Annotated in this window: 26 protein-coding genes; 25 read left to right on the top strand and 1 reads right to left on the bottom strand. The window is 33.8% G+C overall.

Features of this window, described 5'->3' with window-relative positions; translation table 11 throughout:
* The first annotated feature begins 239 nt into the window (after nucleotides 1-239).
* The 24 genes from U5L76_02950 (at nucleotide 240) to U5L76_02835 (ending at nucleotide 22,746) form a co-directional block, all read left to right on the top strand.
* Entirely contained in the window at nucleotides 240-623 is a 384-nt protein-coding gene (locus tag U5L76_02950) for a hypothetical protein (GenBank protein MDZ7798553.1), read from the top strand.
* Nucleotides 613-1,689 carry a phenylalanine--tRNA ligase subunit alpha gene (gene pheS, locus U5L76_02945; GenBank protein ID MDZ7798552.1) on the top strand — a complete coding sequence of 359 codons (1,077 nt, stop codon included), beginning with the start codon at nucleotides 613-615 and terminating at the stop codon, nucleotides 1,687-1,689. The genes U5L76_02950 and pheS overlap by 11 nt, the downstream gene beginning before the upstream one ends.
* A gap of 11 nt (nucleotides 1,690-1,700) precedes the next feature.
* Nucleotides 1,701-4,046 carry a phenylalanine--tRNA ligase subunit beta gene (gene pheT, locus U5L76_02940; protein ID MDZ7798551.1) on the top strand — a complete coding sequence of 782 codons (2,346 nt, stop codon included), beginning with the start codon at nucleotides 1,701-1,703 and terminating at the stop codon, nucleotides 4,044-4,046.
* A 7-nt stretch (nucleotides 4,047-4,053) separates the two neighbouring features.
* Complete coding sequence (gyrB, locus tag U5L76_02935) at nucleotides 4,054-6,084, top strand: DNA topoisomerase (ATP-hydrolyzing) subunit B (protein MDZ7798550.1); 2,031 nt, start codon at nucleotides 4,054-4,056, stop codon at nucleotides 6,082-6,084.
* 14 nt (nucleotides 6,085-6,098) lie between these two features.
* A complete protein-coding gene (locus tag U5L76_02930) occupies nucleotides 6,099-6,545 on the top strand; it encodes a CDP-alcohol phosphatidyltransferase family protein (protein MDZ7798549.1) in 447 nt (148 codons plus the stop codon).
* A gap of 5 nt (nucleotides 6,546-6,550) precedes the next feature.
* The gene (locus U5L76_02925; GenBank protein ID MDZ7798548.1) at nucleotides 6,551-7,105 is read left to right on the top strand and encodes a CDP-archaeol synthase; all 555 of its coding nucleotides are present in this window, start codon (nucleotides 6,551-6,553) and stop codon (nucleotides 7,103-7,105) included.
* A gap of 115 nt (nucleotides 7,106-7,220) precedes the next feature.
* Nucleotides 7,221-8,618: a hypothetical protein gene (locus U5L76_02920; protein MDZ7798547.1), complete on the top strand. Its 1,398-nt coding sequence runs from the start codon at nucleotides 7,221-7,223 to the stop codon at nucleotides 8,616-8,618.
* Between the two features lie 95 nt (nucleotides 8,619-8,713).
* Nucleotides 8,714-8,905, top strand: a complete 192-nt coding sequence (secE, locus tag U5L76_02915; protein MDZ7798546.1) for a preprotein translocase subunit SecE — start codon at nucleotides 8,714-8,716, stop codon at nucleotides 8,903-8,905.
* Between the two features lie 5 nt (nucleotides 8,906-8,910).
* Nucleotides 8,911-9,456, top strand: coding sequence for a transcription termination/antitermination protein NusG (nusG, locus tag U5L76_02910; protein ID MDZ7798545.1), 546 nt, complete (start codon nucleotides 8,911-8,913; stop codon nucleotides 9,454-9,456).
* A gap of 326 nt (nucleotides 9,457-9,782) precedes the next feature.
* Nucleotides 9,783-10,205: a 50S ribosomal protein L11 gene (gene rplK / locus U5L76_02905; GenBank protein MDZ7798544.1), complete on the top strand. Its 423-nt coding sequence runs from the start codon at nucleotides 9,783-9,785 to the stop codon at nucleotides 10,203-10,205.
* 10 nt (nucleotides 10,206-10,215) lie between these two features.
* Nucleotides 10,216-11,187, top strand: coding sequence for a hypothetical protein (locus tag U5L76_02900; GenBank protein MDZ7798543.1), 972 nt, complete (start codon nucleotides 10,216-10,218; stop codon nucleotides 11,185-11,187).
* A gap of 9 nt (nucleotides 11,188-11,196) precedes the next feature.
* Entirely contained in the window at nucleotides 11,197-11,505 is a 309-nt protein-coding gene (locus U5L76_02895; protein MDZ7798542.1) for a hypothetical protein, read from the top strand.
* Nucleotides 11,506-11,594: 89 nt separating this feature from the next.
* On the top strand, nucleotides 11,595-12,275 hold the full coding sequence (rplA, locus tag U5L76_02890) for a 50S ribosomal protein L1 (protein ID MDZ7798541.1): 681 nt from the start codon (nucleotides 11,595-11,597) through the stop codon (nucleotides 12,273-12,275).
* Nucleotides 12,276-12,287: 12 nt separating this feature from the next.
* Nucleotides 12,288-12,767, top strand: coding sequence for a dCMP deaminase family protein (locus tag U5L76_02885; protein MDZ7798540.1), 480 nt, complete (start codon nucleotides 12,288-12,290; stop codon nucleotides 12,765-12,767).
* The gene (locus tag U5L76_02880) at nucleotides 12,767-13,333 is read left to right on the top strand and encodes an AAA family ATPase (GenBank protein MDZ7798539.1); all 567 of its coding nucleotides are present in this window, start codon (nucleotides 12,767-12,769) and stop codon (nucleotides 13,331-13,333) included. Before U5L76_02885 ends, U5L76_02880 begins: the two co-directional genes overlap by 1 nt.
* Nucleotides 13,323-13,742 carry a dUTP diphosphatase gene (dut, locus tag U5L76_02875; GenBank protein MDZ7798538.1) on the top strand — a complete coding sequence of 140 codons (420 nt, stop codon included), beginning with the start codon at nucleotides 13,323-13,325 and terminating at the stop codon, nucleotides 13,740-13,742. The genes U5L76_02880 and dut overlap by 11 nt, the downstream gene beginning before the upstream one ends.
* Nucleotides 13,743-13,748: 6 nt before the next feature.
* Entirely contained in the window at nucleotides 13,749-15,125 is a 1,377-nt protein-coding gene (locus tag U5L76_02870) for an FAD-dependent thymidylate synthase (protein ID MDZ7798537.1), read from the top strand.
* 126 nt (nucleotides 15,126-15,251) lie between these two features.
* Nucleotides 15,252-16,109 carry an RNA polymerase sigma factor RpoD/SigA gene (locus tag U5L76_02865; GenBank protein ID MDZ7798536.1) on the top strand — a complete coding sequence of 286 codons (858 nt, stop codon included), beginning with the start codon at nucleotides 15,252-15,254 and terminating at the stop codon, nucleotides 16,107-16,109.
* A gap of 144 nt (nucleotides 16,110-16,253) precedes the next feature.
* Nucleotides 16,254-17,087: an RNA polymerase sigma factor RpoD/SigA gene (locus U5L76_02860; protein ID MDZ7798535.1), complete on the top strand. Its 834-nt coding sequence runs from the start codon at nucleotides 16,254-16,256 to the stop codon at nucleotides 17,085-17,087.
* Between the two features lie 133 nt (nucleotides 17,088-17,220).
* Nucleotides 17,221-18,060, top strand: a complete 840-nt coding sequence (locus U5L76_02855) for an RNA polymerase sigma factor RpoD/SigA (protein MDZ7798534.1) — start codon at nucleotides 17,221-17,223, stop codon at nucleotides 18,058-18,060.
* A gap of 67 nt (nucleotides 18,061-18,127) precedes the next feature.
* Nucleotides 18,128-18,784 carry a dTMP kinase gene (tmk, locus tag U5L76_02850; GenBank protein ID MDZ7798533.1) on the top strand — a complete coding sequence of 219 codons (657 nt, stop codon included), beginning with the start codon at nucleotides 18,128-18,130 and terminating at the stop codon, nucleotides 18,782-18,784.
* A gap of 5 nt (nucleotides 18,785-18,789) precedes the next feature.
* Nucleotides 18,790-20,283, top strand: a complete 1,494-nt coding sequence (gatB, locus tag U5L76_02845) for an Asp-tRNA(Asn)/Glu-tRNA(Gln) amidotransferase subunit GatB (GenBank protein MDZ7798532.1) — start codon at nucleotides 18,790-18,792, stop codon at nucleotides 20,281-20,283.
* A gap of 257 nt (nucleotides 20,284-20,540) precedes the next feature.
* The gene (locus U5L76_02840; GenBank protein ID MDZ7798531.1) at nucleotides 20,541-22,061 is read left to right on the top strand and encodes an aspartate carbamoyltransferase regulatory subunit; all 1,521 of its coding nucleotides are present in this window, start codon (nucleotides 20,541-20,543) and stop codon (nucleotides 22,059-22,061) included.
* A gap of 520 nt (nucleotides 22,062-22,581) precedes the next feature.
* On the top strand, nucleotides 22,582-22,746 hold the full coding sequence (locus tag U5L76_02835) for a hypothetical protein (protein ID MDZ7798530.1): 165 nt from the start codon (nucleotides 22,582-22,584) through the stop codon (nucleotides 22,744-22,746).
* A gap of 41 nt (nucleotides 22,747-22,787) precedes the next feature.
* Here the strand turns inward: U5L76_02835 and miaA are convergent, their stop codons facing one another.
* On the bottom strand, nucleotides 22,788-23,672 hold the full coding sequence (miaA, locus tag U5L76_02830; GenBank protein ID MDZ7798529.1) for a tRNA (adenosine(37)-N6)-dimethylallyltransferase MiaA: 885 nt from the start codon (nucleotides 23,670-23,672) through the stop codon (nucleotides 22,788-22,790).
* Between the two features lie 64 nt (nucleotides 23,673-23,736).
* Here miaA and U5L76_02825 point away from each other — a divergent pair, with 64 nt between their 5' ends.
* Entirely contained in the window at nucleotides 23,737-24,378 is a 642-nt protein-coding gene (locus tag U5L76_02825) for a hypothetical protein (protein ID MDZ7798528.1), read from the top strand.
* The last annotated feature ends 20 nt before the right edge of the window (nucleotides 24,379-24,398 follow it).

Raw genomic sequence — 24,398 nt, 5'->3', positions numbered from 1 at the left:
ATCAAGAAAATTTAGAATATAAAAAGTGATTATTCTTTAAAAAAAATGTGTGGAAAAGCAAAAATTTATAGTATTTATGAAAGATAGAAAAGTTCTTAAGATATAACTTATTTTGAGTTTAAATCTAGGCTAATATTAGCTTAGAAAATCATTGATTTTTCTCTTGCTAAAAGCCCAAAAAAATGCTAAAATTAGGCTAAGGTTAAAGGCCTAATTTTTGATAATACAAAGTAAATGCTATGTCGCTTAAAAAGTACCTACTTTTCATGGGAATTTCCACAGTTATTTGCTGGCTTTCTTTTTTATCAGTGATCTTTAATATTTCACCGGAGAGCGGATTTTTGGCTTTTTTATTGTTTTATATCAGTTTATTTTTGTCACTGCTTGGCACTTTTTTTATTATTGGTTTTTTAATTCGCGCTTTAATAAACAAAAAAGTGCCGCTTTTTCGGCATCTAAATATATCTTTTCGTCAGAGTATTTTGTTTACTGTTTTAATAATTGGCTCTTTAGCTTTGCAGGCCTCAAATTTACTGCGCTGGTGGAATTTATTATTTTTTCTTTTATTTTTAATTATTTTGGAATTTTTCTTTTCAATAAAACGCATACCTTATGGAAGATAAACTCAAAAAAATATTATCTAAGGCTAAAAAGGAGATAAAAAATATCTCTAGTTTTGAAGATCTGGAAAAAATAAGAAATAAATTTCTGGGACGGCAAAAAGAGCTTTCACAAATTTTAAGAGGTATCAAAGACTTACCTAAAAAAGAAAAGCCAAAAATAGGTAAATTAGGCAATGAGGTGCGGCAAAAAATTGAAAGGTCAATTAGAGAAAAAGAAAAAGAGCTGAATGAAGAAGAATCGCCAGAAGTTGATATTGACCTGACTATTCCCGGAGAAAAAATTGAACACGGTCATCTACATCCTTTAACTCAATTTATGAGGAAAGTAATTGATATTTTTCAGCGTATGGGCTTTGAAGTAGTTGAAGGATCAGAAGTGGAATCAGCCAAATATAATTTTGATTTATTAAATATTCCCAAAAACCACCCAGCTAGAGATATGTGGGATACTTATTATGTTGAGCCGGGCCAATCAATTTTAGCTAAGCGTCAATTGGCCAGAAGTAAAAAAAGTAATAAACAAGAGGCAATAAGTGATTTACTTTTGAGAACCCATACTTCGCCGATGCAGATTAGATCTATGCAAAAGAGGAAGCCGCCGGTCCGTTTGATTGTGCCGGGACGAGTTTTTCGCCATGAAGCTACTGATGCCAGCCATGAAACTACTTTTTACCAGTGTGAAGGCTTAGTTATTGACCAGGAAGTAAAAGTAACTGATTTAATTGGCACGGTGCAACTTTTTTTAAAAACCTTATTCGGCAAAAAAGTAAAAACTAGAGTACGTCCCCATTACTATCCTTTTACTGAGCCTTCTATGGATTTTGATATGTCCTGTCTTTTGTGTGAAGGAGAAGGTTGCCGGGTTTGTGGCCAGACCGGTTGGTTGGAAATGATGGGCTCGGGCCTGGTTCACCCCAAAGTGCTAAAAAATATGAATGTTGACCCTGAAAAATACACCGGCTTTGCTTTTGGTATGGGTATCGACCGCTTTATGATGCTTTATTACGGCATAGATGATATTAGGTTATCTTATCAGGGGGATTTAAGATTTTTAAAGCAATTTTAATTTTTTAAATTATGAAAATATCAATTAACTGGTTAAAAGAATTTATAAAAATTGATAAGAAAAGAGCTGAAAAACTGGCTGATAAATTGACTTTTTCTGGTACTGAGGTAGAAAAGGTTATTGAGAACAAAGAAAACCTTAAGAATATGGTAGTGGGAGAAATAATTACCATTACCAAACATTCAAATGCTGATAAACTTAAGGTTTGCCGAGTTAGGGTAAAAAAAGGAAGGATACTAAAAATTGTTTGCGGAGCTTCTAATATTAAAGTAGGGCAAAAAGTGCCGGTGGCTTTATCGGGCAGTCAGTTACCCGATGGTACAGAAATTAAGGAAACCAAGATCAGAGGTATTAAATCTCAAGGTATGCTCTTGGCTGAAGATGAAATGGCTATAGGAGAAGATCACAGCGGAATTTATATTCTAGATGAAAAGGAAAAAGTGGGTAAAACCATGCGCCAAGTGTTAGATTTAAATGATATTATTTTAGATCTTGCTTTAACGCCTAACCGCTCTGATTGTTTTTCAGTTTATGGTATAGCCAGAGAGTTGTCAGCTGTTTTAAGAAGAAAATTAAAAAAAGAAGCTGCTTCCTATTTGATAAAGGATGATAAAGAAGAGGAAATTAAGGATAAACTGGGAGTCAGTATTAGGGCTAAAAATTTATGTCATTATTATTCCGCCAGGATTATTAAAAATATAAAAGTAGGGCCTTCACCCGAGAAAATAAAAAACCGTCTGCGCAGGGCTGGTATTAGACCGGTCAATAACGTGGTCGATGCCTCAAACTATGTTATGCTTGAATTGGGTCAGCCTTTGCATGCTTTTGATTATAATAAAATCTCTGGCTCAAAAAAGAAAAATATTATAGTTCGCAAAGCCAGAAAAGACGAAAAATTAAAAACCCTGGACGGCTTAAAAAGAGATTTGGAAAAAAGAATGCTGGTTATTGCTGATCAGGAAAAACCTTTGGCTTTGGCTGGTATTATGGGCGGTGAAAATTCTGAAATTAAGAGCAAAACAAATACTGTAGTTTTAGAGTCAGCAGTTTTTAAGCCTTCTAATATTCGAATTACTGCTCGTAAACTGGGCTTACGCTCAGAAAGCTCTAATTTATTTGAAAAAGGTTTGGATTCGGTTATGACCCGAATAGCTCTTGACCGGGCCGCGAATTTGATAGCGGATTTAAGCGGTGGTGAAGTGATAAAAGGGAGTTTAGAAAAAGGAGAAAAAGTAAAAGCATGGGGCCAAAAAATTAGTCTTTCTCTGGAAAAATTAAGAAATATTTTAAATAAAAAAATTGCTGTCAGCCGCATAAAGCAGATCTTTACTTTGCTTGGCTTTGATTTTGTAGAGGCTGTAGATGGCCGGATCAAAGTCCGCCCGCCTTCTTTTCGTCCCGATATTAAAATCCCTGAAGATTTAATTGAGGAGGTAGGCCGACTTTACGATTATAATCGTCTTAAACCGACTTATCTTAAGGGGCAGCTAAAGCCGGTTCAACTGCCTAAAAATCTTTATTGGGAAGATAAGATTAAAAATTATCTGGTTTCAGCTAATATGTCTGAGGTTTATAATTACTCTTTTTACAGTCAGGAAGATATAGAAGCTTTTGATTTAAAGGAGGAAAAACATTATCGAATAACCAATCCCATTAATCCAGATCAAGAGTACTTAAGACAAACTTTAATTCCCCTAATGTTAAAAAACATCAGTCTAAATATTGATTTCTCCCATGAGATTTCAATATTTGAAACTGGTTATGTATTTCTGCCGAGCGAAAAAAACTTTCCACACGAAAAGAAAAGGCTAAGTGGAGTATTTTATGGGGAAGAAGCTTATTTTTCGGCTAAAGCCGCTTTAGACCTTTTAATGGTTAAGGGCTTGAATATTGAGCAATTTATTTTTGATATTGAAGAAGAAGAAACTATTTTAAAATCAGGAGAGAAAAAAATAGGCACTCTGCGTATTTTGCCTGGTAAAATAGCTAAGTTTTATAAAATAAAAAAACCAGTAGCTTATTTTGAAATTGATCTGACTAAATTGATAAAATTTGCCAGTGAAGTGAGGGATTTTGAAAAACCAAGTGAATATCCGGCTGTTACTCGTGATTTAGCTTTCTTTATGCCTGAGAAAGTAAAATACGCTCAAGTGGAAAAGGAGATTAAAAAGGCCAGTCCAATAATAAAGGATATTGAACTCTTTGATACTTTTAAGAAAGAAGGTAAACTTTCTTTGGCGGTGAGAATAACCTTTCAATCAGAAAAAAGAACCTTAAAGTCAAAAGAGATTGATAGTATAATAAAAAAAATAGTTAAATCATTAGAAAAAAAATATAATATTAAAATAAGAAAGTAAAAAAAATATGCCCAAGAAAAAATCAAAGAAGAAAAAAACCAAGCAGACAGCTAAAAAAGGAGGCAAAAAATCGATTAAAATATCCCCTAAGGATTTTGGCTACACAGCTAAAGAAATTACAGTTTTAGAAGGTTTAACTCCAGTGCGCAAAAGACCGGCTATGTATATTGGCTCTACTTCAGAAACCGGACTTCATCATCTTATTTGGGAAGTGGTGGATAATTCTATTGATGAAGCTATGGCTGGCTATTGCACAAAGATTGAAATTACTTTGCGCTCAGACGGTAAGGTAACGGTAGAAGATAACGGGCGAGGTATTCCTGTAGAAAAACATAAAAGTACCAAGAAGTCAGCCTTAGAAACAGTGATGACTATGTTACATGCCGGCGGTAAGTTTGGTAGCTCAGGCTATAAAGTTTCTGGTGGTTTGCATGGAGTCGGGGTTTCAGTAGTCAATGCTTTATCTGAATATACAAAAGCAGAAGTCAAGCGAGACGGTAAAATTTGGGTACAAGAATACAAAAGAGGCAAACCCTTGAGCAAGGTAAAATCAGTAGGTAAAACCAAGGAAACCGGTACTAGTATTACTTTTAAAGCGGATCCTAAAATATTCAGTGTTCTTGAGTTTAAATGGGAGACTATTCTTAATCATTTACGTCAGCAAGCCTATTTAACTAAAGGGATAATTATTGAAATTAATGATAAAAGAGAAAAAAAATATAAAAGCTATACTTTTCATTTTGAGGGTGGGTTGGCTTCCTATGTGCGTTTCTTAAATTATAAAAAAGACAAACGTCAATATTTGCCATTTTATGTTAATAAAGAAAAAGAGGGAGTACAAGTAGAGGTTGCTTTCCAGTACACTAATGATATTAAAGAGAATATTTTTACTTTTGCTAATAATATTTATACCTTAGAAGGCGGCACTCATTTAGCTGGTTTTCGTCGAGCTCTTACCCGTAGTTTAAACAAATACGCCCGTAATAACGAATATTTAAAAGAAAAAGATAACAACCTGATTGGTGATGACACTCGCGAAGGTTTAACAGCTGTAGTCAGTGTTAAAGTCAGGGAGCCCCAGTTTGAAGGCCAGACAAAAGCTAAACTGGGCAACGCCGAGGTCAAGCCTATTGTTTACAGCACTGTTTCACAAGCTCTGCAAATATTTTTGGAGGAACACCCAAAAGAAGCGGAAACTATTATTGGTAAATGCATTTTAACTTCCCGGGCTCGTCAAGCGGCCAGAACAGCTCGCGAAACTGTGTTAAGAAAAGGAGCTTTAGAGGGGTTAACTTTGCCGGGTAAATTAGCTGATTGTTCCAGCCGAGATCCAGAGCAGTCAGAGCTATATATTGTTGAGGGTGATTCAGCTGGTGGCAGTGCCAAACAGGGGCGGAACCGTGAATTTCAGGCCATTCTTCCTCTTCGTGGTAAAATTTTAAATGTAGAAAAAGCAAGACTGGATAGAATGTTGCAGAATAATGAAATCAAATCATTAATTATTGCTTTGGGCACTAATATTGGCGAGCAATTTGATATTTCTTCCTTGCGCTATTATCGTATTATTATTATGACTGATGCTGATGTTGATGGGTCCCATATTCGCACTCTTTTACTAACTTTATTTTACCGCTATTTTCCTGAACTTATAGAAAAAGGCTATCTTTATATAGCTCAACCGCCGCTTTATCAGGTTCAGCAAGGTCAAAAAGTTGAGTATGCCTATAATGAGAAAGAACTGGAAAAAGCAAAAGAAAAATTTTCTAAAAATACTAAATCTAAAAATAAAGATGAAGAAGGCGAGCCGGGAAAAATCAAAGGCTTATCGATACAGCATTATAAAGGTTTAGGTGAAATGAACCCGGGACAGCTTTGGGAGACCACGATGGATCCTAAAAATAGAATTATGAAAAAAGTTACCATTGATGACGCAGCGCAGGCTGATGAAATATTTTCTACTTTAATGGGCAGTGAAGTTTCTTTCCGTAAACGTTTTATACATACGCATGCTAAATCAGTCAGAAATCTTGATATTTAATAAAGGTTTAAAAAATGGCTGAAAAATTAAAAATGGTCAGAAAATTACGTGAAATAATTGATTTCTGGATTTTAAAATTACCTTGGCCAAATATAAATCCCAGTTATATAACAATATTGGCTATACCTTTGAGTATAGCCTTTATTTTTTCATGGGCTGATCATAAAATTCTAGCTATAGTAATTCTATTTTTTGTCATCATATTTGATTGGCTAGATGGAGTAGTGGCTCGAAAATATAATCGTGCTAGCTATAAAGGTTGGTTAATAGATACTATAACTGATCGTTTTTCTGAGGGTATAATTTTTATTTTTTTTGGTGGAGCTTGGTTTTATCTCTTTTTGGTTAATGTAATTTTAAATATTGTCAGTGGTTTTTTTAAAAAAAATCTTATTTTACCCTTGCGATTAATTTTTTATTTATATTTAATTTTTGTCTACACTTATTCATATTTTTCTTAAAATAAATGGAGGCAATAATAATATATATATTAAAGATAACTTGGTATTCACTGCCTTTGGGCCTGGCTAATATGATGCCGGTTATTTTTAACCGCTGGTTTGGTTTTTTAGCCAAGCCCGTTGATTTTAGCGCTAAAATCAAAAATCAGAGACTTTTTGGCGCCCATAAAACCTGGCGCGGTATTTTAGCAGCTTTAATAGGAGGAGCTTTAATATTTATTATTCAAAAACATGCCTTTGTAAATTCGGATTTTTTTCGCAGTATTTCTATAATTAATTATTCGGAAAAAAGTATTTGGATGGGAACAATTATGGCTTTAGGTGCTATAATAGGTGATTTAGTCAAGAGTTTTTTTAAGCGGCGCTTAAATATTAAGTCTGGTCATTCTTGGATACCTTTTGATCAGATTGACTATACTTTAGGAGGTATGATTTTTAGTTTTCCTTTTTTTATACCGCCGGCTGATGTTTTTGTCAGTTTGGTGGCTTTAGGTTTTATTTTTCATATAGGTATTAATATTATTGGTAAGTTTATTGGTTTAAGAAGAAAGGCTTTTTAACTATTATTTGATGAAATCAAAAACTAGACAGATAAATTTTTATAGAATTGACATATTTCCATTTTTATGTTAAAATTTAAATAGAATATATAATAGTTATTAAAAAAATAAATTTATGGGAAATTCAATAGAAAATGGTCCAGATTTGGAGAAAATTGTAAAAAAAGAAAAAGAAAAGAAAAAAAATGAAAATACAGAGGAAGAAAATGATTTAAAAAAAGAAGATATCGAATCAACAGAAGAGAATCAAGAGTTGACTATTGATGAGATAGCAGCTTCCCGCCAAACTTTAATTGAAGAACTGGGAATTAAGGAAGAAGAGGGTATGAGTGAAGAAGAAGTAGCCAATAAAGTGACTGATAAATTAGCTGAAGGTAACCCTAATATTTTAAAAGAATTAAGAAAAGGAAAAGTCGGCAAAGCTTTAAGAACTTTAGTTCTTGGAGTGGGAATATTGGCGGCTGGCACTAGTTTTGAAGGTTTTCTTAACAAAGCCAAAACAGCCACGCCGGAAGGTCAAAAAACTGAGCAGACTTTTAATGAAAATGAAAAAAGAATTTCATCATTCAGAGGTGAGATAATTGATCAGATTAAGGAGGCTAAAAATTTAGAAGAAGAAGGCGCAAATGACTATTTAAATAGTATCTTCGGTAGTATAAAAAATAAATTTGACTTAAGTGGCAGATACGCGGAATGTTTTATTAAATGGTTTAATGAAAAACAAATTGAAAAGGGTCAATCTAGTAATTATAAAAAAGCTGCTGAAACATTAGTATATTTTGTAGAAGGCGAGAAAGATATTAAAGATGTTTTAAACCTTTTTGAAGAAGAAGCAATTTCAAGAAAAAATCTTGAATTTAGAGATATGACAGATTCAGATGATCCTAAAACAATTAACGCAAGCTTTGCTTATAATAAGAATGAATTTATGGGAATAAAATTTAGTGGAAGAATGTTACCCTCCTATTATTTTTTAAAAGAGAACTTAATGGATTCAGTAAAGAAGAAATATTTAGATAGAAGATATCCTGAATTATCTAATGCTGAAAAAGAATATGCATTCAAGAGAACTATGAAAGTTACAGCCTGGTACGTAGAATCTCATGTAAAAACCCTAAAAATGTTAGAAAAACAAGGACAAGGAGATACACCAGAAGCGAATTATTTAAAAAATTCCATAAATAAAAAATTAGAAGGTTTAAAAGAGAATTTTCCAGGTTTAGTAAAAGAAGGAATTAATGATTACTCAGATCTATTAGAAAATGTTGATGTAACTTATAGAGCAGCCAGTTTAGTAGAGTTCAACCTAGCTATAAAAGAATTAATTAGTGAAGGCCTAATATCATCTGACAATGATATATTGCAATCTGAGGATGTTGAGCATCTTAATGATTTGAAAAATAAGATAGAAAATATCTTATCAGAAAAATCTGATGAGAGTGAAAAAAAGATAGGTTATCGGGGTGTTTTGGAAGAAATTAATCGAAAAATAGATCAATTAGAAGAGAGATAATATTTATCTAACATATTTGCTTTATTTTTCTAGATTTGCTATGATAATTTTAGATATCAACAGCCCCGCCAATCGGGGTTTTAAAAACCAAGAAAATGGCTAATAAACTCATAAATTACTTTAAAGAAGCAAAAGAAGAGCTAAAAAAAGTCTCTTGGCCAACCAGAAAAGAGACAATTCACCAAACTCTGATAGTTTTAGGAGTTTGCTTGGTTGTGGGTGCTTTTTTGGGTTTGGTTGATTATCTACTCAATATAGGAGTACAGCAAATTATTAGTATTACTTAAAATTTATGCCTAAACAAACACTACAACAGGGAAGAAGATGGTATGTTTTACATACTTATTCTGGCTATGAAGAAAATGTATCTCGAAATCTTAAACAAAGAATTGAGTCTATGGATATGGAGGATAAAATTTTTAATGTTCTCATACCAACAGAAAAAAAGATTAAAATAAAAAACGGTAAAAGAAAAACTGTAACCGAAAAAATATTTCCCGGTTATGTTTTAGTAGAAATGATTGTCACGGATGATTCCTGGTATGTGGTCCGAAATACTCCTAATGTTACCGGTTTTGTTGGTTCGGGTACCACGCCGACCCCTATTTCTGAAAAAGAAGTTAAAAACTTACAGAAACGCATGGGTGTGGAAGAACCTAAATATAAAATTGACGTCAGTGTCGGTACGCCGGTTAAAATTATTGACGGCCCCTTTAAGGAATTTGAAGGCAAGGTTTCCGAAATTGATGAAGCACGAGGTAAAATTAAAGTTTTAGTTTCTATGTTTGGCCGGGAAACGCCGGTAGAGCTAGACTTTTTACAAGTTAAAAAAATTTAGTTAGTTAATTAGTTAGATAGTCAATTAGTTAATTGTAAATATAATATTTGGTGGCTTGAGAAAGGAATATTCTTAATACTACCAGTATAGAAAATATAATTATGGAAACAAAATTTATTCTTTATATATTTCAAGAGGGGAAGCGGAAGAGGTAAAAAGTCAATTTAAAGGTTTTATAGAAAATAAATATATAACACAAGAAATTGGAGAAAAATTTATTAATAAATATACAGAATTAATAAAAGGTATTAACGGATATATAAGATATTTAAGAAATAAACAAAAACTAAGTCACTAATCAACTAACTTACTATATAACTAATAAAATGGCTAAGAAAATTAAAACAATAATTAAACTACAAATACCAGCTGGTAAGGCTAATCCGGCCCCTCCTATCGGTCCGGCCTTGGGACAGCACGGAGTAAATATTCAAGAATTTTGCACCCAGTTTAACAATAAAACCAAAGATAAAGCCGGTGATATTATTCCGGTGGAACTGACTGTTTATGAAGACAGGAGTTTTGATTTTATTTTAAAAACCCCACCAGCGGCCGCTCTCTTAAAAAAAGCAGCCGGAGTGGACAAAGGCTCAGGGGATCAGTTAAAAGAAAAAGCCGGAAAAGTTTCTGAAAAGGATATTGAAGAAATTGCTAAAATAAAAATGCCTGATTTAAACGCCAAAGATTTGGAGGGAGCTAAGAAGATTATCAAGGGTACGGCTCGTAATATGGGTATTAAAATCAATTAGTATAATTAGAATGAGAGAGAAATATAATCCAAAAAAGGCAGAAGACTCCCAATTTGAGGAGGAAGGGGAAGGCAGTATTGGCTTAAAAGAAGGTGATTTTGAATCAGAAACTGATCAGAAAGATTTTAATTTTGTTGAAGCAAGGAAAATTGAAAGTGAAAAAATTAATGAAAAGGTAGAAAAATTTGAGGCTTCACACAAAGGCCTATTAAAAAAATTGCCGAAAGGAATAAAGCGCGAATTAGCCACTTTTTTGTTAACTTTAAGCTTAACCACTGCTTTGTCTGATGGGATTGCTCCTAAAAAAGCTTTTGCCCAAGAAAGAGAAAAAAGCCAAAAAGAGAAAAAGGAGGACTCTGAAGAATTAGCAATAAAAGGTATTCAGAGAGATTTATTGGGTGAAGATATTGAGGTCAGTATAGACGATGACTGGATTAAAAAGCGCATAGAAATTTTTAAGAATTCAGATTTTGGAAGGGAAAGCTTTTTTAGTAAAGAATCGTCAGAATTTAATAATCAATCATCCGAAAATAGTAATGGGGAAGTATCGACAAAAGGTGATAATATTGCCTTACGCGGCATTTCTATAATCCAAGTTGAAGAAATAATCGGTAGCAAAAAAGAAGAAAAATTTATTGATAATTTTCATACTTATTTTGAATTAGGAAATTTAGAATCTGAAGTTGAACCGACTGGAAAATCCTTTCAAGCAAAAGGAGTTGGCCCCACTGCTCAAGAAGCAACTCAGGATGCTTTAAAAAATGCTGGTGAAACAATTGAAACTTTAGTAAGAGTTGTTAGAGAAAAGTCTACTTCTGAAGAGAGAAAAATATTTACACAAGAATATTTTGGATACGTAGAATGTTCTTTTGATCAAGTAATTGAAAGTTACGAAGTAATTGGTGTTGAAGAAATAGAAAAAGGAGATTTCAATTCTTATCAAGTCGAATTGAAAATCCAGCCCGGAAAAATTATTGAATAAAAAAAATTTATGAACCAAGATAAATATAAAGAAATAAGATTAATTAAAAGACTCGAAAATTTATTTGAAGTATTAATAGTTAATAAACCGGAAAGATTGTTTATGGTAAAAAAAATAAAAAATTTATCATATAATAATTTAACTAAATTATTAGGGATTACTTTAAAAAGTAAAGAAAATATTAATTTTATTGCAAAAATAGCTCTTGAAAAGAATAATATTTTAAAAAAGAATGATAAAAAATCTTGGCTTGAAATGATGAAAAAGGAAGAGAAGGAACTAGATAAAAATTTTTCAAAAATAATTGAGAAAGTGTAATAAAAGATAAGTATAGGAATATTTTATTAACTAAAGTGGGACCCCGATTCATAAGACCAGGGGGCTTGAACCACAAAAAGGAATTTAACATGAAAAAAAGAAGCAAAAAATATCAAGAATCTTCAAGTTTAGTGGAAAAAGGTAAAGAATATACGCTTGAAGAGGGTCTTGAATTAGTCAAAAAAACGGCTCAGGCTAATTTTGACGCGGCCGTGGAAACACATTTTAATCTTAATATTGATCCTAAAAAGAATCAGAGTGTGCGTGGTACGGCTAAATTACCTCATGGTACCGGCAAAAAATTGAAAATTGCTGTATTGACTACTCCAGAAAAACAAAAAGAAGCCAAAAAAGCCGGGGCTAGTCTAGTCGGGGGAGAAGAATTAATAAAAGAAATAGGGCAAACTAAAAAAGCCAATTTTGACGTAGCTATTGCTTCACCAGAGATGATGAAAAAAATTGCTCCCATTGCTAAAGTATTAGGCCAAAAAGGTCTTATGCCCAACCCTAAAAACGAAACCATTAATCCGGAGCCGGCTAAAGTAGTTAAAGAGCTCAATCAAGGAAAAATTACTTTTAAGTCCGATGACAGCGGCAACGTTCATCAGATTATTGGACGAATTTCTTTTGATGATAAAAAATTAAAAGAAAATTTTGAAACCTTTTTGGAAGAGATCAAAAAGGCCAAACCCAAAGAAGTTAAGGAAAATTATTTTCAGAATATATATTTAACCAGTTCCATGGGTCCTTCGGTTAGAATTAAGGTTTAATAATAAAATAATATGACTGAAAAAGTAGAATATCGAAAAAATTTTCTTTCTTGGGATGAGTGTTTAATGCAAATCGCCCATGTTATATCCCAGCGATCAAAAGATCCTTCGACTCAAGCAGGGGCAGTTATAGTTAATAAAGATAATGTTATTGTTGGGTTGGGCTATAATGGATTTCCACGGGGTGTTGATAATGATACTTTTCCTTGGGGAAGGAAAGGCAAGCTTTCTCAAACAAAATACGCTTATGTTTGCCACGCAGAGGAAAATGCTATTTATAATGCTAACGCTGCTGTTAAAGGAGCCAAGATTTATTGTACTCTTTTCCCTTGTAATGAGTGTGCTAAGACTATAGTTCAAACAGGTATTAAAGAAATAATCTATGAGAGTGATAAATATCATGATGATGATATCTGGATAGCAGCTCGGCGTATTTTTGATTCAGCTGGGGTCAAATATCGTCAATATAAATCAAAATTATATAAAAAATAATGATAGCTATTGGTTTAACTGGTAAATCAGGTTCAGGTAAGGATACAGCCGCTGATTATTTAAAAGAAAAAGGATTTTTTTATTATTCTTTGTCTGATATTATCAGAGAAGAGTGTGAAAAGAGAGGCTTGGAAAAAAAACGTGATAATCTGATAAAAATTGGCAATGAATTAAGAAAAAAAAACGGTCCTTCGGTTTTAGCCGATAAAACTATTCGGAAAATAAGAAATAAAAACCTAGATAAAGTTATTATTAGCAGTATAAGAAATTCAGGTGAAGTTAAAAGTTTAAAAAAACTACCGAAATTTATTTTAATAAACGTTGAAGTTCCTGTTCAGATACGTTTTCAGAGAATAAAAAAAAGAAAAAGAGAAGATGATAGTGGGGTAAGTTTAGAAAAATTTAAAGAACAGGAAGAAAGAGAAAGCTTGGGCAATGATCCAGCCAAACAACAACTAAATAAAGTTATCCAGATGTCTGATTATGATATTGATAATTCGGGTTCTTTGGACAATCTTTATCAGGGAATAGATAAAGTATTAAAAAAAGAAAATTTTGAAACTTAAAATTAAAAAATTAAAAGAAAATATAATACCACCCAGTTATGCTTATGAGCACGATGCGGCTTTGGATCTATATTCTTCCCAAGAAATTATATTAAAGTCAGGACAGTGTCATCAATTTAAGTTGGGTTTTGCCACAGAAATTCCTCAAGGATATGTGGCTCTAATCTGGGACAAAAGCTCATTTGGATCTCAAGGAATTAAAACTTTAGGCGGGGTTATTGACGCTGGTTATCGTGGGGAATGGAAAATAGTTTTACAGAATTTATCAGACAAAGATTTTAAAATTAATAAGGGTCAAAAAATTGCCCAGGCCTTGATTCAAAAAGTAGAAAAGGTTAAAATAGAAGAAACCAATAAGCTGTCTGACAGCCAAAGAGGAAAGGGCGGATTCGGCAGCTCAGGAAAATAAAATATTATGTCTAATCAAAGAAGAGTTTATACTTTAAGGGATTTGCCGCCGGAGGTAAAAGCGGTTACTTTTGCCCGTTGCTCAAGATCACCGAAAAAGTTTGATGAAATTGCTGATGATATGACTGAAGAAAAATCAGCTGAGTTTCATGAAAAATGGGTGGTCGGTTACGGTCATTCTTCAGTAGCTGAGCACGCGGTTTTAAATATTGCGGTCGAAAATATTTCTCGTTTAGCCGGCGAGGTTTTAGAAAATAACCGCCTGGCTTCTTATACGGAAAAATCTTCACGTTATCAGATTTTTAATTCTGATGATTTTTATTTTCCTGATAATATGGCTAATTCTAAGCTGGGGGACTACTATAAAGAATCAATGAAATTTCTTATAAAAAATTACCTTTCTCTTTATAAAGAGGTTTTAGAGCATTTAAAAAAACAAAATAAAAAAACCATTGATGAAACAGATGAGAAATTTGAAAGAAGATTGCGCCCGGTGGCTTTAGACAGTGCCCGTTTTATTATGCCGGTAGCTATGCTGGCTAATGTGGGTATGACTATGAATGCCCGTTGTCTGGAACACGCTATTTCCAAGATGCTTTCTCATCCCTTAGAAGAGGTACAAAATTTGGGTAAAGATATAAAAAGGGTCAGTGAAGGAGCTTTACCCACTTTGGTTAAATACGCCCAGCCCAATATTTATATGATGGAAACTGAAAAGACTTTAAGAAAATTAAGTCAAAAACACTGTTCCAACAAAAGTGATGATGCCTCAGAAGTTGTTTTAGTAGATTATCAGGAAAATGCGGAAGAGTTTTTAGTTAGTGCTCTTTTGTATAGATATTGTGAGCAGTCTTTTTTAGAAACCCAGGAAAAAGTTAAAGCTATGTCTGAAAAAGAAAAGAATAAAGTTATTGAAGAAAGTTTAAAACGTCTAGGCAATCATGATATACCCCTGCGTGAGTTAGAGCATGTTTATTATAATTTTGATTGTCTGATGGATGAAGGGGCTTATTATGAATTTAAGCGGCACCGCATATGCACTCAGACTGTCCAGGATTTAACTATAAATAATGGCTATGTTACTCCTCCGATAATTAAGGAAAATAAGAAATTGAATAAAAGATTTCTTGACTCTATAGAAAAATCTGAAGAAGCTTATAATAACTTAAAAGAAGATTTTATAGCTGAGGCTAGTTATTTTGCTTTGAATGCTCACAAGCGCCGGGTTTTTATTACTTTAAATTTGCGCACTCTTTATCATTTTATAAAGCTCAGAAGCGCTCCTAACGCCCATTTTACTATTCAGCAAATAGCTAACCAGATGTATGATTTAATTAAAAATAAACATCCGCTTTTAGTAAAATATATACAGTTTAAAAAATAGATTTTTTCTAAAAATTCAGGTCATTAATTTTTGGCTTGACTTTTTTTATGATTATATTGTAGTTTTAAAATATAAGGTCTTAAATAAGGACCTAGCTCTTTAAACCCCACCGTGAAAGGAGGAGACATGTCTTCTAAAAAATGGTCGGGCTCTAGAAGCTTGGATATCTATCTGAAGGAGATTAATGACATTCCTCTTATTAAGCGGGAAGAGGAAAAAGAATTAGCCAAAAAGATAAGGAAAGGAGATGAAGAAGCTTTTCATAAGTTCATTAAAGCTAACCTTCGTTTTGTCATTAGTGTGGCTAAGAATTATGTTAACCAGGGACTTTCTCTGGCAGATCTGATTAATGAAGGAAATATTGGATTAATTAAAGCGGCCGGACGCTTTGATGAAAAACGCGGTTTTAAGTTTATTTCCTATGCTGTTTGGTGGATCAGACAGGCCATACTGCAAGCCTTAGCGGAACAGTCTCGTATTGTACGCTTGCCTTTAAATCGGGCGGGTAAAGTTTATCAGATTGGGAAAATTTCCCGCCAGCTGGATCAGGAATTGCAAAGAAAGCCAGAGGCCGATGAAATAGCGGAAAAACTGGGTATTTCAGTTGATGAAGTTAGAGAGACTCAGAAAATTGCCAATAGTCATCTTTCTTTTGATGCTTCTTACAACAACGATTCAGAAGAGAACAATTTGAGTGAGTTACTGGAAGATGAAAATACGCCTTTACCAGACAAAAAAACTTACAGAAATTCTCTTTCCAAAGATATGGAAAAAGTTTTAAAAACTCTAAAAGAAAGAGAAAAAGCCATCATTATCATGTATTTTGGTCTAGGTGGGCAAGAACCTTTGACTCTGGAAGAAATTGGACGAAAGATGGATCTAACCCGCGAACGTATCCGGCAGATTAAAGAAAAAGCTATTTTGCGTCTAAGACAGGCTACTCGTAAGGAATTTCTTAGACCTTATTTAGAGGATATAAATTGATATTTATAGCCCCTGTTTATTAAAAACGGGGGTTTTTTATAAGACTTGACATATTTTTGTTATAATGTAAGTTTATACTGTTAAGTTCCTTATATCTTGATTAATTTTTGGAATATTTCTAAAAATACAAAAAAAGGAGAAAAAATGTTTAAAGGAAGTCTTAAGACTTATTTGGAAGAAATTGATAAGTATAGAATTTTAGATAAAAGTGAGGAAGCTGAATTAGCAAAAAAAATTCATGAAGGAGATAAGGAGGCCTTAGATAAACTTGTAAAGGCTAATTTACGTTTTGTAGTTTCAATTGCTAAAAGATATGTAAATCAAGGGCTTTTACTAGGTGATCTTATTGGTGAAGGTAATATAGGCTTGATTAAAGCAGCTGAACATTTTGATGAAACACGTGGCTACAAATTTATTTCTTATGCTGTTTGGTGGATACGTCAAGTTATATTACAAGCATTAGCTGAACAATCTCGTATAGTTCGCTTACCTCTTAATCGAGCAAACACGCTTTATCAAATTAGTAAGGTATCACGACAGCTAAATCAGGAATTAGGGCGAGAACCAGATGCTGATGAAATTGCGGAAAAACTTGATCTTCCCATTGAAGAAATTAGAAAAACTATGAAAATTGCTAACTCCCATCTTTCTCTAAATGCCTCAGCTAATAAAAATGGCGTGGGTGAAAAATCTGATTGGATTAGTTTAATGGTTGATGAAAATGGAGATCCTTCTGATAAAGAGTTATATAGGAATTCCTTATTTAACGATCTTGAAAAAATTCTAGATACGTTAAGCAAAAGAGAGAAAGAAATTTTTATTCTTTATTTTGGCTTTAATGGTAACGAACCTCTAACTCTTAAAGAAATTGGAAGAAAATTTGGCCTTACTCGTGAGAGAATAAGGCAGATAAAAGAAACAGCAATTAGGAAAATAAGATGTAATTCTAAAAAAGAATCTCTAAATGATTATAAGTAGTATTTTATAAAATTATCAAGAAGTAGTTCTACTAATTAAGTAGAGCTACTTATTTTTTTAAAGTCCTTGACAATTTCGCTTATTTTTGTAAAATAATTTAAATTGCTCATTTAAAATAAAATTAGGAGGAAAAATGCCCATTAAAGAAATTAATTGTAATAGCCCTTCCTTGGATCGCTATTTAATTGAAATAAGGAAATTTTCGCTTCTTACACCTAAAGAAGAAAAAATAGTTACCAAAAAAAAGAGAGAGGGATCTACTTATGCCTTTGATAAGTTGATAAAGAGTAATTTACGTTGGGTTGTTAAAATTGCCAAAAGTTACACAAATTATGGGGTTGATTTAGCCGATCTTATTAGTGAAGGTAATTTAGGTTTAATTGAAGCAGCTAGAAAATTTGATGAAAGGCTTGGTTATAAATTTACTTCCTTTTCTTATTTTTATATTAAAGGAAATATAATCATGAGTCTTCGTGATAAATCTCGTATGATCCGTTTACCAGCCAATATAGTTAATGATATTTTTAAAATCAAGAAACTTTCTCGAGAACTTAGTCAAGAACTTGATCGAATACCTGAAATTGATGAAATTGCTGAAAGGCTTGAACTTTCCACAGAAAAAGTTGCTAAATTAATAAGGAATAAAAAATCCTTTTCTTTAAATTTTTTATTAGATGATGAAGATGAGCCTCTCATTAATTATATTGTAGATAAAAAAAATTTACCACCTGACGAAATGACTTATCGTAGGGTTTTATCAGAATATATTGATAAAGCGATTGATTCTTTAACAGATAATGAAAAATTTGTACTAAAATTTTATTTTGGCTTTAATGGTAATAAACCTTTAACTCTTAAAGAAATTGGAATAAAAATTGGATTAACAGAAGAAAGAATAAGGCAGATAAAAGTAAAAGCAATTTCTCGCCTTAGACATCCCAGTAGAGCCAAATATTTTGAGGGTTATAAGTAATGTTCTTAAAAGCCACGTTTTAATAACGGGGCTTTTTTTTTGCTAATTTTTGTGGTAAAATAAATTTATGAAAAAGGGAAAATTAATTATAGTTGACGGCATTGACGGTTCAGGCAAATCAACGCAAATAAAGAAGTTACTTGAACATTTGCAGAAAATAAAAAAAAGGATCTATTTGACTGATTTTCCTCAGTATGAAAAATCTTTTTTTGGCAAAATGATCAGACGATACTTAAAAGGTGATTTTGGTCAGACGAATAATACTGATCCACATCTGATTTCTCTACTTTATGCCTTAGATCGGTTTGAAGCTAAAAAAGAAATAAAAAAGCATTTAGAGGAAGGAAAGATTGTTATTTCTGACCGTTATTCTCCGGCCAATAAGATTCACCAGGCGATAAAAATTAAAAATAAGGCTGATAAAGAGAAATTTTATAAATGGCTTAATAAAATGGAATTTCAAATATTAGATATTCCAAAACCTGACCTTATAATTTTTCTTGATACGCCGCCCAAAATTACTAAGAGGCTAATGATTTCAAGGGGTAAAAGAGATATGCATGAGACCGATGACGAACATCAGAAGCAGGCTTATAAGCAATGTATAAATTTAACGAATAAATTTAGGAATTGGAAAAAAATTAAGTGTGTTGAAAAAGGTAAATTAATGCCGCCGGAAGTAATTCATCAGAATGTTTGGCAGGAGATTAAAAAAATTATTTAATAAATATGAAATACCAGGCCATTATCGGTTTAGAAATACATGTTCAGCTTAGCACCCAGTCTAAGATGTTTTGTTCGTGTGATAACGCCGGGGAAGATAAAAAACCAAACACCACCATTTGTCCTATTTGCACCGGTCAGCCCGGCACTTTACCGGTTATCAATCAAAAAGCGGTTGATTGGGCGGTTATGTCAGCTCTGGCTTTACAGGGCCAAATATCAGAAAAAAGCCATTTTGACCGGAAAAGTTATTTTTATCCGGACCTGCCTAAAGGCTACCAAATTTCACAGTACTCCGAGCCGATTGGCAAAGGGGGTTTTTTACAGATTAAATTAAGGGGTGAGAAAAGAAAAATCAGACTGGAAAGACTGCATTTAGAGGAGGACACTGGCAAGTTAATTCACCAAAAAGAAAAAACTTTAGTTGATTTTAACCGGGCTGGCAGTCCTTTAATGGAAATTGTGACTGAACCGGATATAAAATCACCTGAAGAGGCCAGAATATTTTTACAAGAGTTAAGGCTAATTATGCGATACCTAGGGGTTTCAGACGCCGATATGGAAAAAGGGCATATGCGCTGTGATGCTAATATATCTTTACGTTTTGAGGGCGATAAAAAACTTTACCCAAAAACAGAAATAAAAAATCTTAATTCTTTTAAATCAGTAGAAAAAGCTTTGAGTTATGAAATTAAAAGACAAACCAGTCTTTGGGATGAAAAAAAAGCCCCTAAAAATCAATCAACGCGCGGCTGGGATGATAAAAAACAAGTCACTATCTTACAGAGAATAAAAGAAGCAGTCCATGATTACCGCTATTTCCCGGAACCGGATTTACCACCCTTGGAATTTACTGATAAGTATTTAAATAAAATAAAAAGTAAAATGCCGGAGATGCCAACAGACAAAAGAAAGAGATTTTCAGAAAAATTCTTTTTTAAAGATAAAGATATCAAAATAATTGTTAGTGATTTGGATTTAGCTGGCTATACCGAATGCATTATCACAGAGCTAAAAAACTGGCTGCAAGCTGAGTCTTCCACTGATGAAGGGCTTTATCAGTGGGAGCAGAATAAAGAAAAATTCAGTCACTTAGTAGCTAACTGGCTGATTAATCGTCTATTAGCTTTAATGCATGAGAGTAATGTAAAAGTTAAAGATTTAAAAATAACTCCGGAAAACTTTGCTGAATTTATTAAAATTGTTTATAACCAGAGAGTTAATAAACACGGAGCAAATAAAGTATTGGAAGAGATGTTTAAAACCGGCGGTGATCCTTCTAATATTATTGAAGAGAAAAATCTTGGTACTATAGAAGACGAAGATAAATTATCTTCGGTTATTGATGAAGTTATTGAAGAAAATCAATCAGCTGTCCAGGAATATTTAAACGGTAAAGAAGCGGCTTTAAAGTTTCTTTTGGGGCAGGTAATGAAAAAAACTAAAGGGCAGGCTGATCATAAAGTAGTCAGGCAGCTTTTAATCCATAAGTTAAAATAATAGTATTTACACTAAGCAGTTTTTAGCTGAACTTTTTTGTTGTGGAAAACTTCAAACTTGACAGAAAAAGCCGATAAGGGTAGGCTACCGACTAGAATGAAAAAGTTTTTTAATAAAAAAACTAAATTAAAGAAAACAAATTGGGAGGTAAGCCTCCTATTTTTTTAAGTTTTTAGCTCCGTTATCGGGGCTATTTTTTTATAAATTCGTTCTTTAAAAATTAATTAGTTTCTGTAGCAAAAGAAGGAGGTTCGGAGATGACAACAAGTATTCTGGGAAAACCTGACTATACCATGGAAGAGGTACAGGAGATTCTTGAGGGGGCCAGAAGCATGGTGCCGGTGGCTGTTGAAGCCTATCGAAAGATTAATCGAGGAGCTTTTCCTCCGGCTATCAAGATGTTTGAAGACAGCGCCTTGGTAAGCGGGAATATAACTCGTAATACACCGCCGACCAATGTGATCATTCAAATTCTGGAAGAATCAACCAGAACCGCCGGTTCTTTTCGCAGAGCGGCCAAAAATCTCGGTTTAGATCCGGTAGTTATTCACATGGCAGCGACTTCGAGAGGCGGTAAAGGTGAAAGCCCGTTGGATGACGCAGAACAGCATATGATTCAGGGAGCCGGGATTTATATCCTTCGAACCTCGGTAGAAGGCGAGCCGAAATTCCTGGCCGAAAAACTACAGTCTATGGGCTATCAAATCTCAGTGATCAACGCTGGTGACGGTAAGCATCGCCATCCGACTCAGGGGCGCCTAGATCTTCTGACTCTGGATATTTCCGGTAAGCTCAAAAAAGGAATGAAAATCGGCATCGGCGGCGACTTAAAGTATGGCCGAACGGTTCATTCTATTCTGAGTGTTTTGAAACCCTTTGAGCCGGAAGTAAGCCTCGTGCCCTTCGGCGGTCTTGAACTGGAGTCGCCTTATCGGGATGGTCTAAATATTGTGGGGGAAGAAGAAGGTAATCTTGAACTTCTTTTGGATTGCGATGTTATCTATCTTACCCGTGTTCAGCAGAAAAGAATTGCTGTTCCAACTGATTTCGATCGCATCCAGCGCGTCTATATTACTAATCTTGCTTTTCTTGAACGGGCAAAAAAGGGTTGTATTATTATGCACCCCGGCCCCAGAAGAGGGGAGATCAGTGATGAGATCAGGCGTGATCCCAGATTAGTTATGAGTGCGCAGGCCTGGCTCGGGATTCCAGAAAGGATGAACGAAATCTGGATCGCGGCCACTCAGCATAAGCCGGTGCAAGGTTTTTCCAGAGGCGAAGTCGAAATTCTTTCCGAAGAGAACAAGCCGGCCCGAACAAAACCCGGAACAATGACAATAGGTAGTCCGGAAAGGGGAACAGTCATTGACCACTTACCGGCCGGAGCTGGTGACATGATTAAGGCGTTGCTTCGCAAAGCGGGCTGGGTAAATTCGGAACAGACTGTACCGGTTTCTGACTTTGTAGATTCTCCTGGTCGGAGATGTAAGAAGGACATTATCGTTGTACACGGTGATTTCATTTCAAACGAAGCCGGTGCTTTGATTACTTTGTTAGCGCCTGATGCAACCATCAATCATATTCGAGGTGATGGTATACTGACCAAAATGAAGTTTGCACCAGCCAAGGGTATTTGTGGTCTTTGCCAGTGTCACAACGGTGATTGTATCACCAACCATGACGGGGAAGCCGAAACCCGTTTCTTGGTCAGAGACGAAAAAGCGATTTGTTACTGGTGTGAGACTATTCACAATCTACCCGCGCTAATTGGGAAATAGATGGGGGTAAGGTAATGAATGAAGCCGCGACTGAGATTAAAAGTGAGGAGGATAATAACGAAGTACTTCGTTATTATCTGCGAAACGCAGATCCAAAAGGACTATGTCCACGCATGCATCGTTCTGATGCGTGTCTTCGCTGCCCGATCAACATAACCTGTCCGACAGGGGAATGGCGAGAGTGTACTTACATTGCACCATACCTCTGATTGTTTTTTTGTAGGGGGCAATCTGACGTTTGTTGGATTTGCCCCTTTTTTATTTTAAAAAAGATATTAGTTTGACAGATTTAAAAAAATGATATAAACTGTTAACAACTTAATTAAATACTTTTCATGGAATTTAACTCTAGAAAATTAGCCGTTAAAAAATCTAAAAAAGGCCTCATCTGGCGGAAGGTTTTAGTTAAGTTGTAAAAAAGCTATAAATTAGTTAATAAGCACATAAAACTAGACCTTCCAAAAAGAAGGCCTATTTTTTATGTAATTTGTTTGTTCTTTTTTTGAAAGGAGGCCTTAATATGCCAGGAATTAGCTCTATTTGTCCCCGTTGCGGCTGGAGGATGCGTCATAGTTGCCCTCATTGTCGTTATCCTGGGGCAGACCAGAGAACTGAAATTGAAAAAAAGAAAGATGAAGAAAGAAAAGAAGGAGAAAAAAGAAATATAAGGTATATATACAAGTAACAGCCTTATAAAAGGGCGGATCAAGGATTCGCCCTATTTTATTATTTAAGAAATTTATTTATTAAACTTTCGGCTTGTTTTTGGTTCTTAATCCAATGAATTGATTTATCTTTTCTAAACCAGGTCATTTGCCGCCGGACAAAGTCATGAATAGCGTATTTTAACTTTTGGACCATCTCTTCTTTTTTAAGCTGGCCCTTTAAATATTTAGCCACAAATCGGTATTCCAGACCAAATGAATTCAGTCTTTTCCAACTAAGACCTTTTTTTCTTAAATCTTCCACTTCTTTAACCATGCCTTGCTTAAATCTTTTATCCACCCGCTCATCAATTTTTTGATAAAGCTTTTCTCGGGGCCTAGAAAGACCGATTTTTAGAACCTTAAATTCAGGAGTTTTATTTTTTTTAGATTTGGGTTTGGCTTTAGCCACTTCAATAGCTCTGATTAGGCGCCGAGGATTATTTTTATCTATTTTTTTGGCTTTTTTAGGATTAAGTTTTTTTAAGCGTTTAAAAAGTTTTTCCGGACTTAACTTTTCTAATTTTTTTCTTAAATCATAATCAGGAGGGATATTAAAGGTTTCTTTTTTAGAAATTAAACTATCAATATAAAAAGGCGAACCACCAACCACAAAAATATTTTTTTGTGAAGAATATTTATCAATTACTTTTAAGGCTTCTTTTTTAAACTGAGCTGCTGAATAATATTTTTTGGGTGAAACTACATCCAGTAAAAAATGGGGCACTATTTTTCTTTCTTTTTTTGTCACTTTAGCCGTACCAATATCCATGCCTTTATAAACCTGCCGGGAGTCAGCTGAGATAATAATGCCATTGTTTTTTTTAGCCAGAGAAATACCTAGAGAAGACTTGCCAGAAGCAGTCGGTCCTAAAATAATAATTAATTTTATTTTTTTATTTGACATCTGATGGGATATTGGTTAAGGTAAAATATCTTTGATTTAGTTCTTTATAAAAAAGGAGAATATAATGTTAGAGAGTCTAATTGAATTTTTGAATTTATTGGTATTAATTGTTTTTCGTTATGAAGCGGGAATTATTTATTTGCATTCAGCCGGTTATTCATTAATGGGTACATTTTTAATTCTGACTTTGGGCATGCTTTTTACTAGTTTGAGTATATATTGGCTGACTGGACGTAAGTTTATGCAAAGAAAATTTCATTTCCCCCGTTTTCTAATCATTTGGCTGCAGAAGAAATTTCTTTACAAAAGTTTTAATTCTTATCGCCAGCATTTAAAAAAGAAAAACCAGCAGAGAATTGACCGAGTAATCAAAATAGCCATTAAATTATTTGAAGCCATTGGTTATACTGGCTTGGCTTTGGCCTCTATGGTTCCCTTACCATTATTCCGTACTGGTTCGGTTATTGCTGTTCGCGTGGGCGGCTTAAAAAACGGTATTTATGTGGTTATTGGCGCGGTTGAGTTGAAACTTTTATTTGAAATTTTACTTTACTATCGGTTAAAGATTATGATTCCTTTTGCCCGTGATATTTCTTCTTTTCAAATTTCTTTGTTTATTATAGGAGGTTTTACTCTTTATTTTTTGATTGGCTGGCTAAATCATGCTATTCGGGACAATCATTTTATAAAAGGACGTTTTGATTAAAAGCCCGTTTTTATAAAAGA

The sequence above is a fragment of the Patescibacteria group bacterium genome (assembly GCA_034520665.1).
In the GTDB taxonomy this organism is placed as follows: Bacteria; Patescibacteriota; Patescibacteriia; order JAXHNJ01; family JAXHNJ01; genus JAXHNJ01.
Note: the sequence above shows the minus strand (reverse complement) of the source record. Positions and strands in the feature narration are given on the sequence as shown.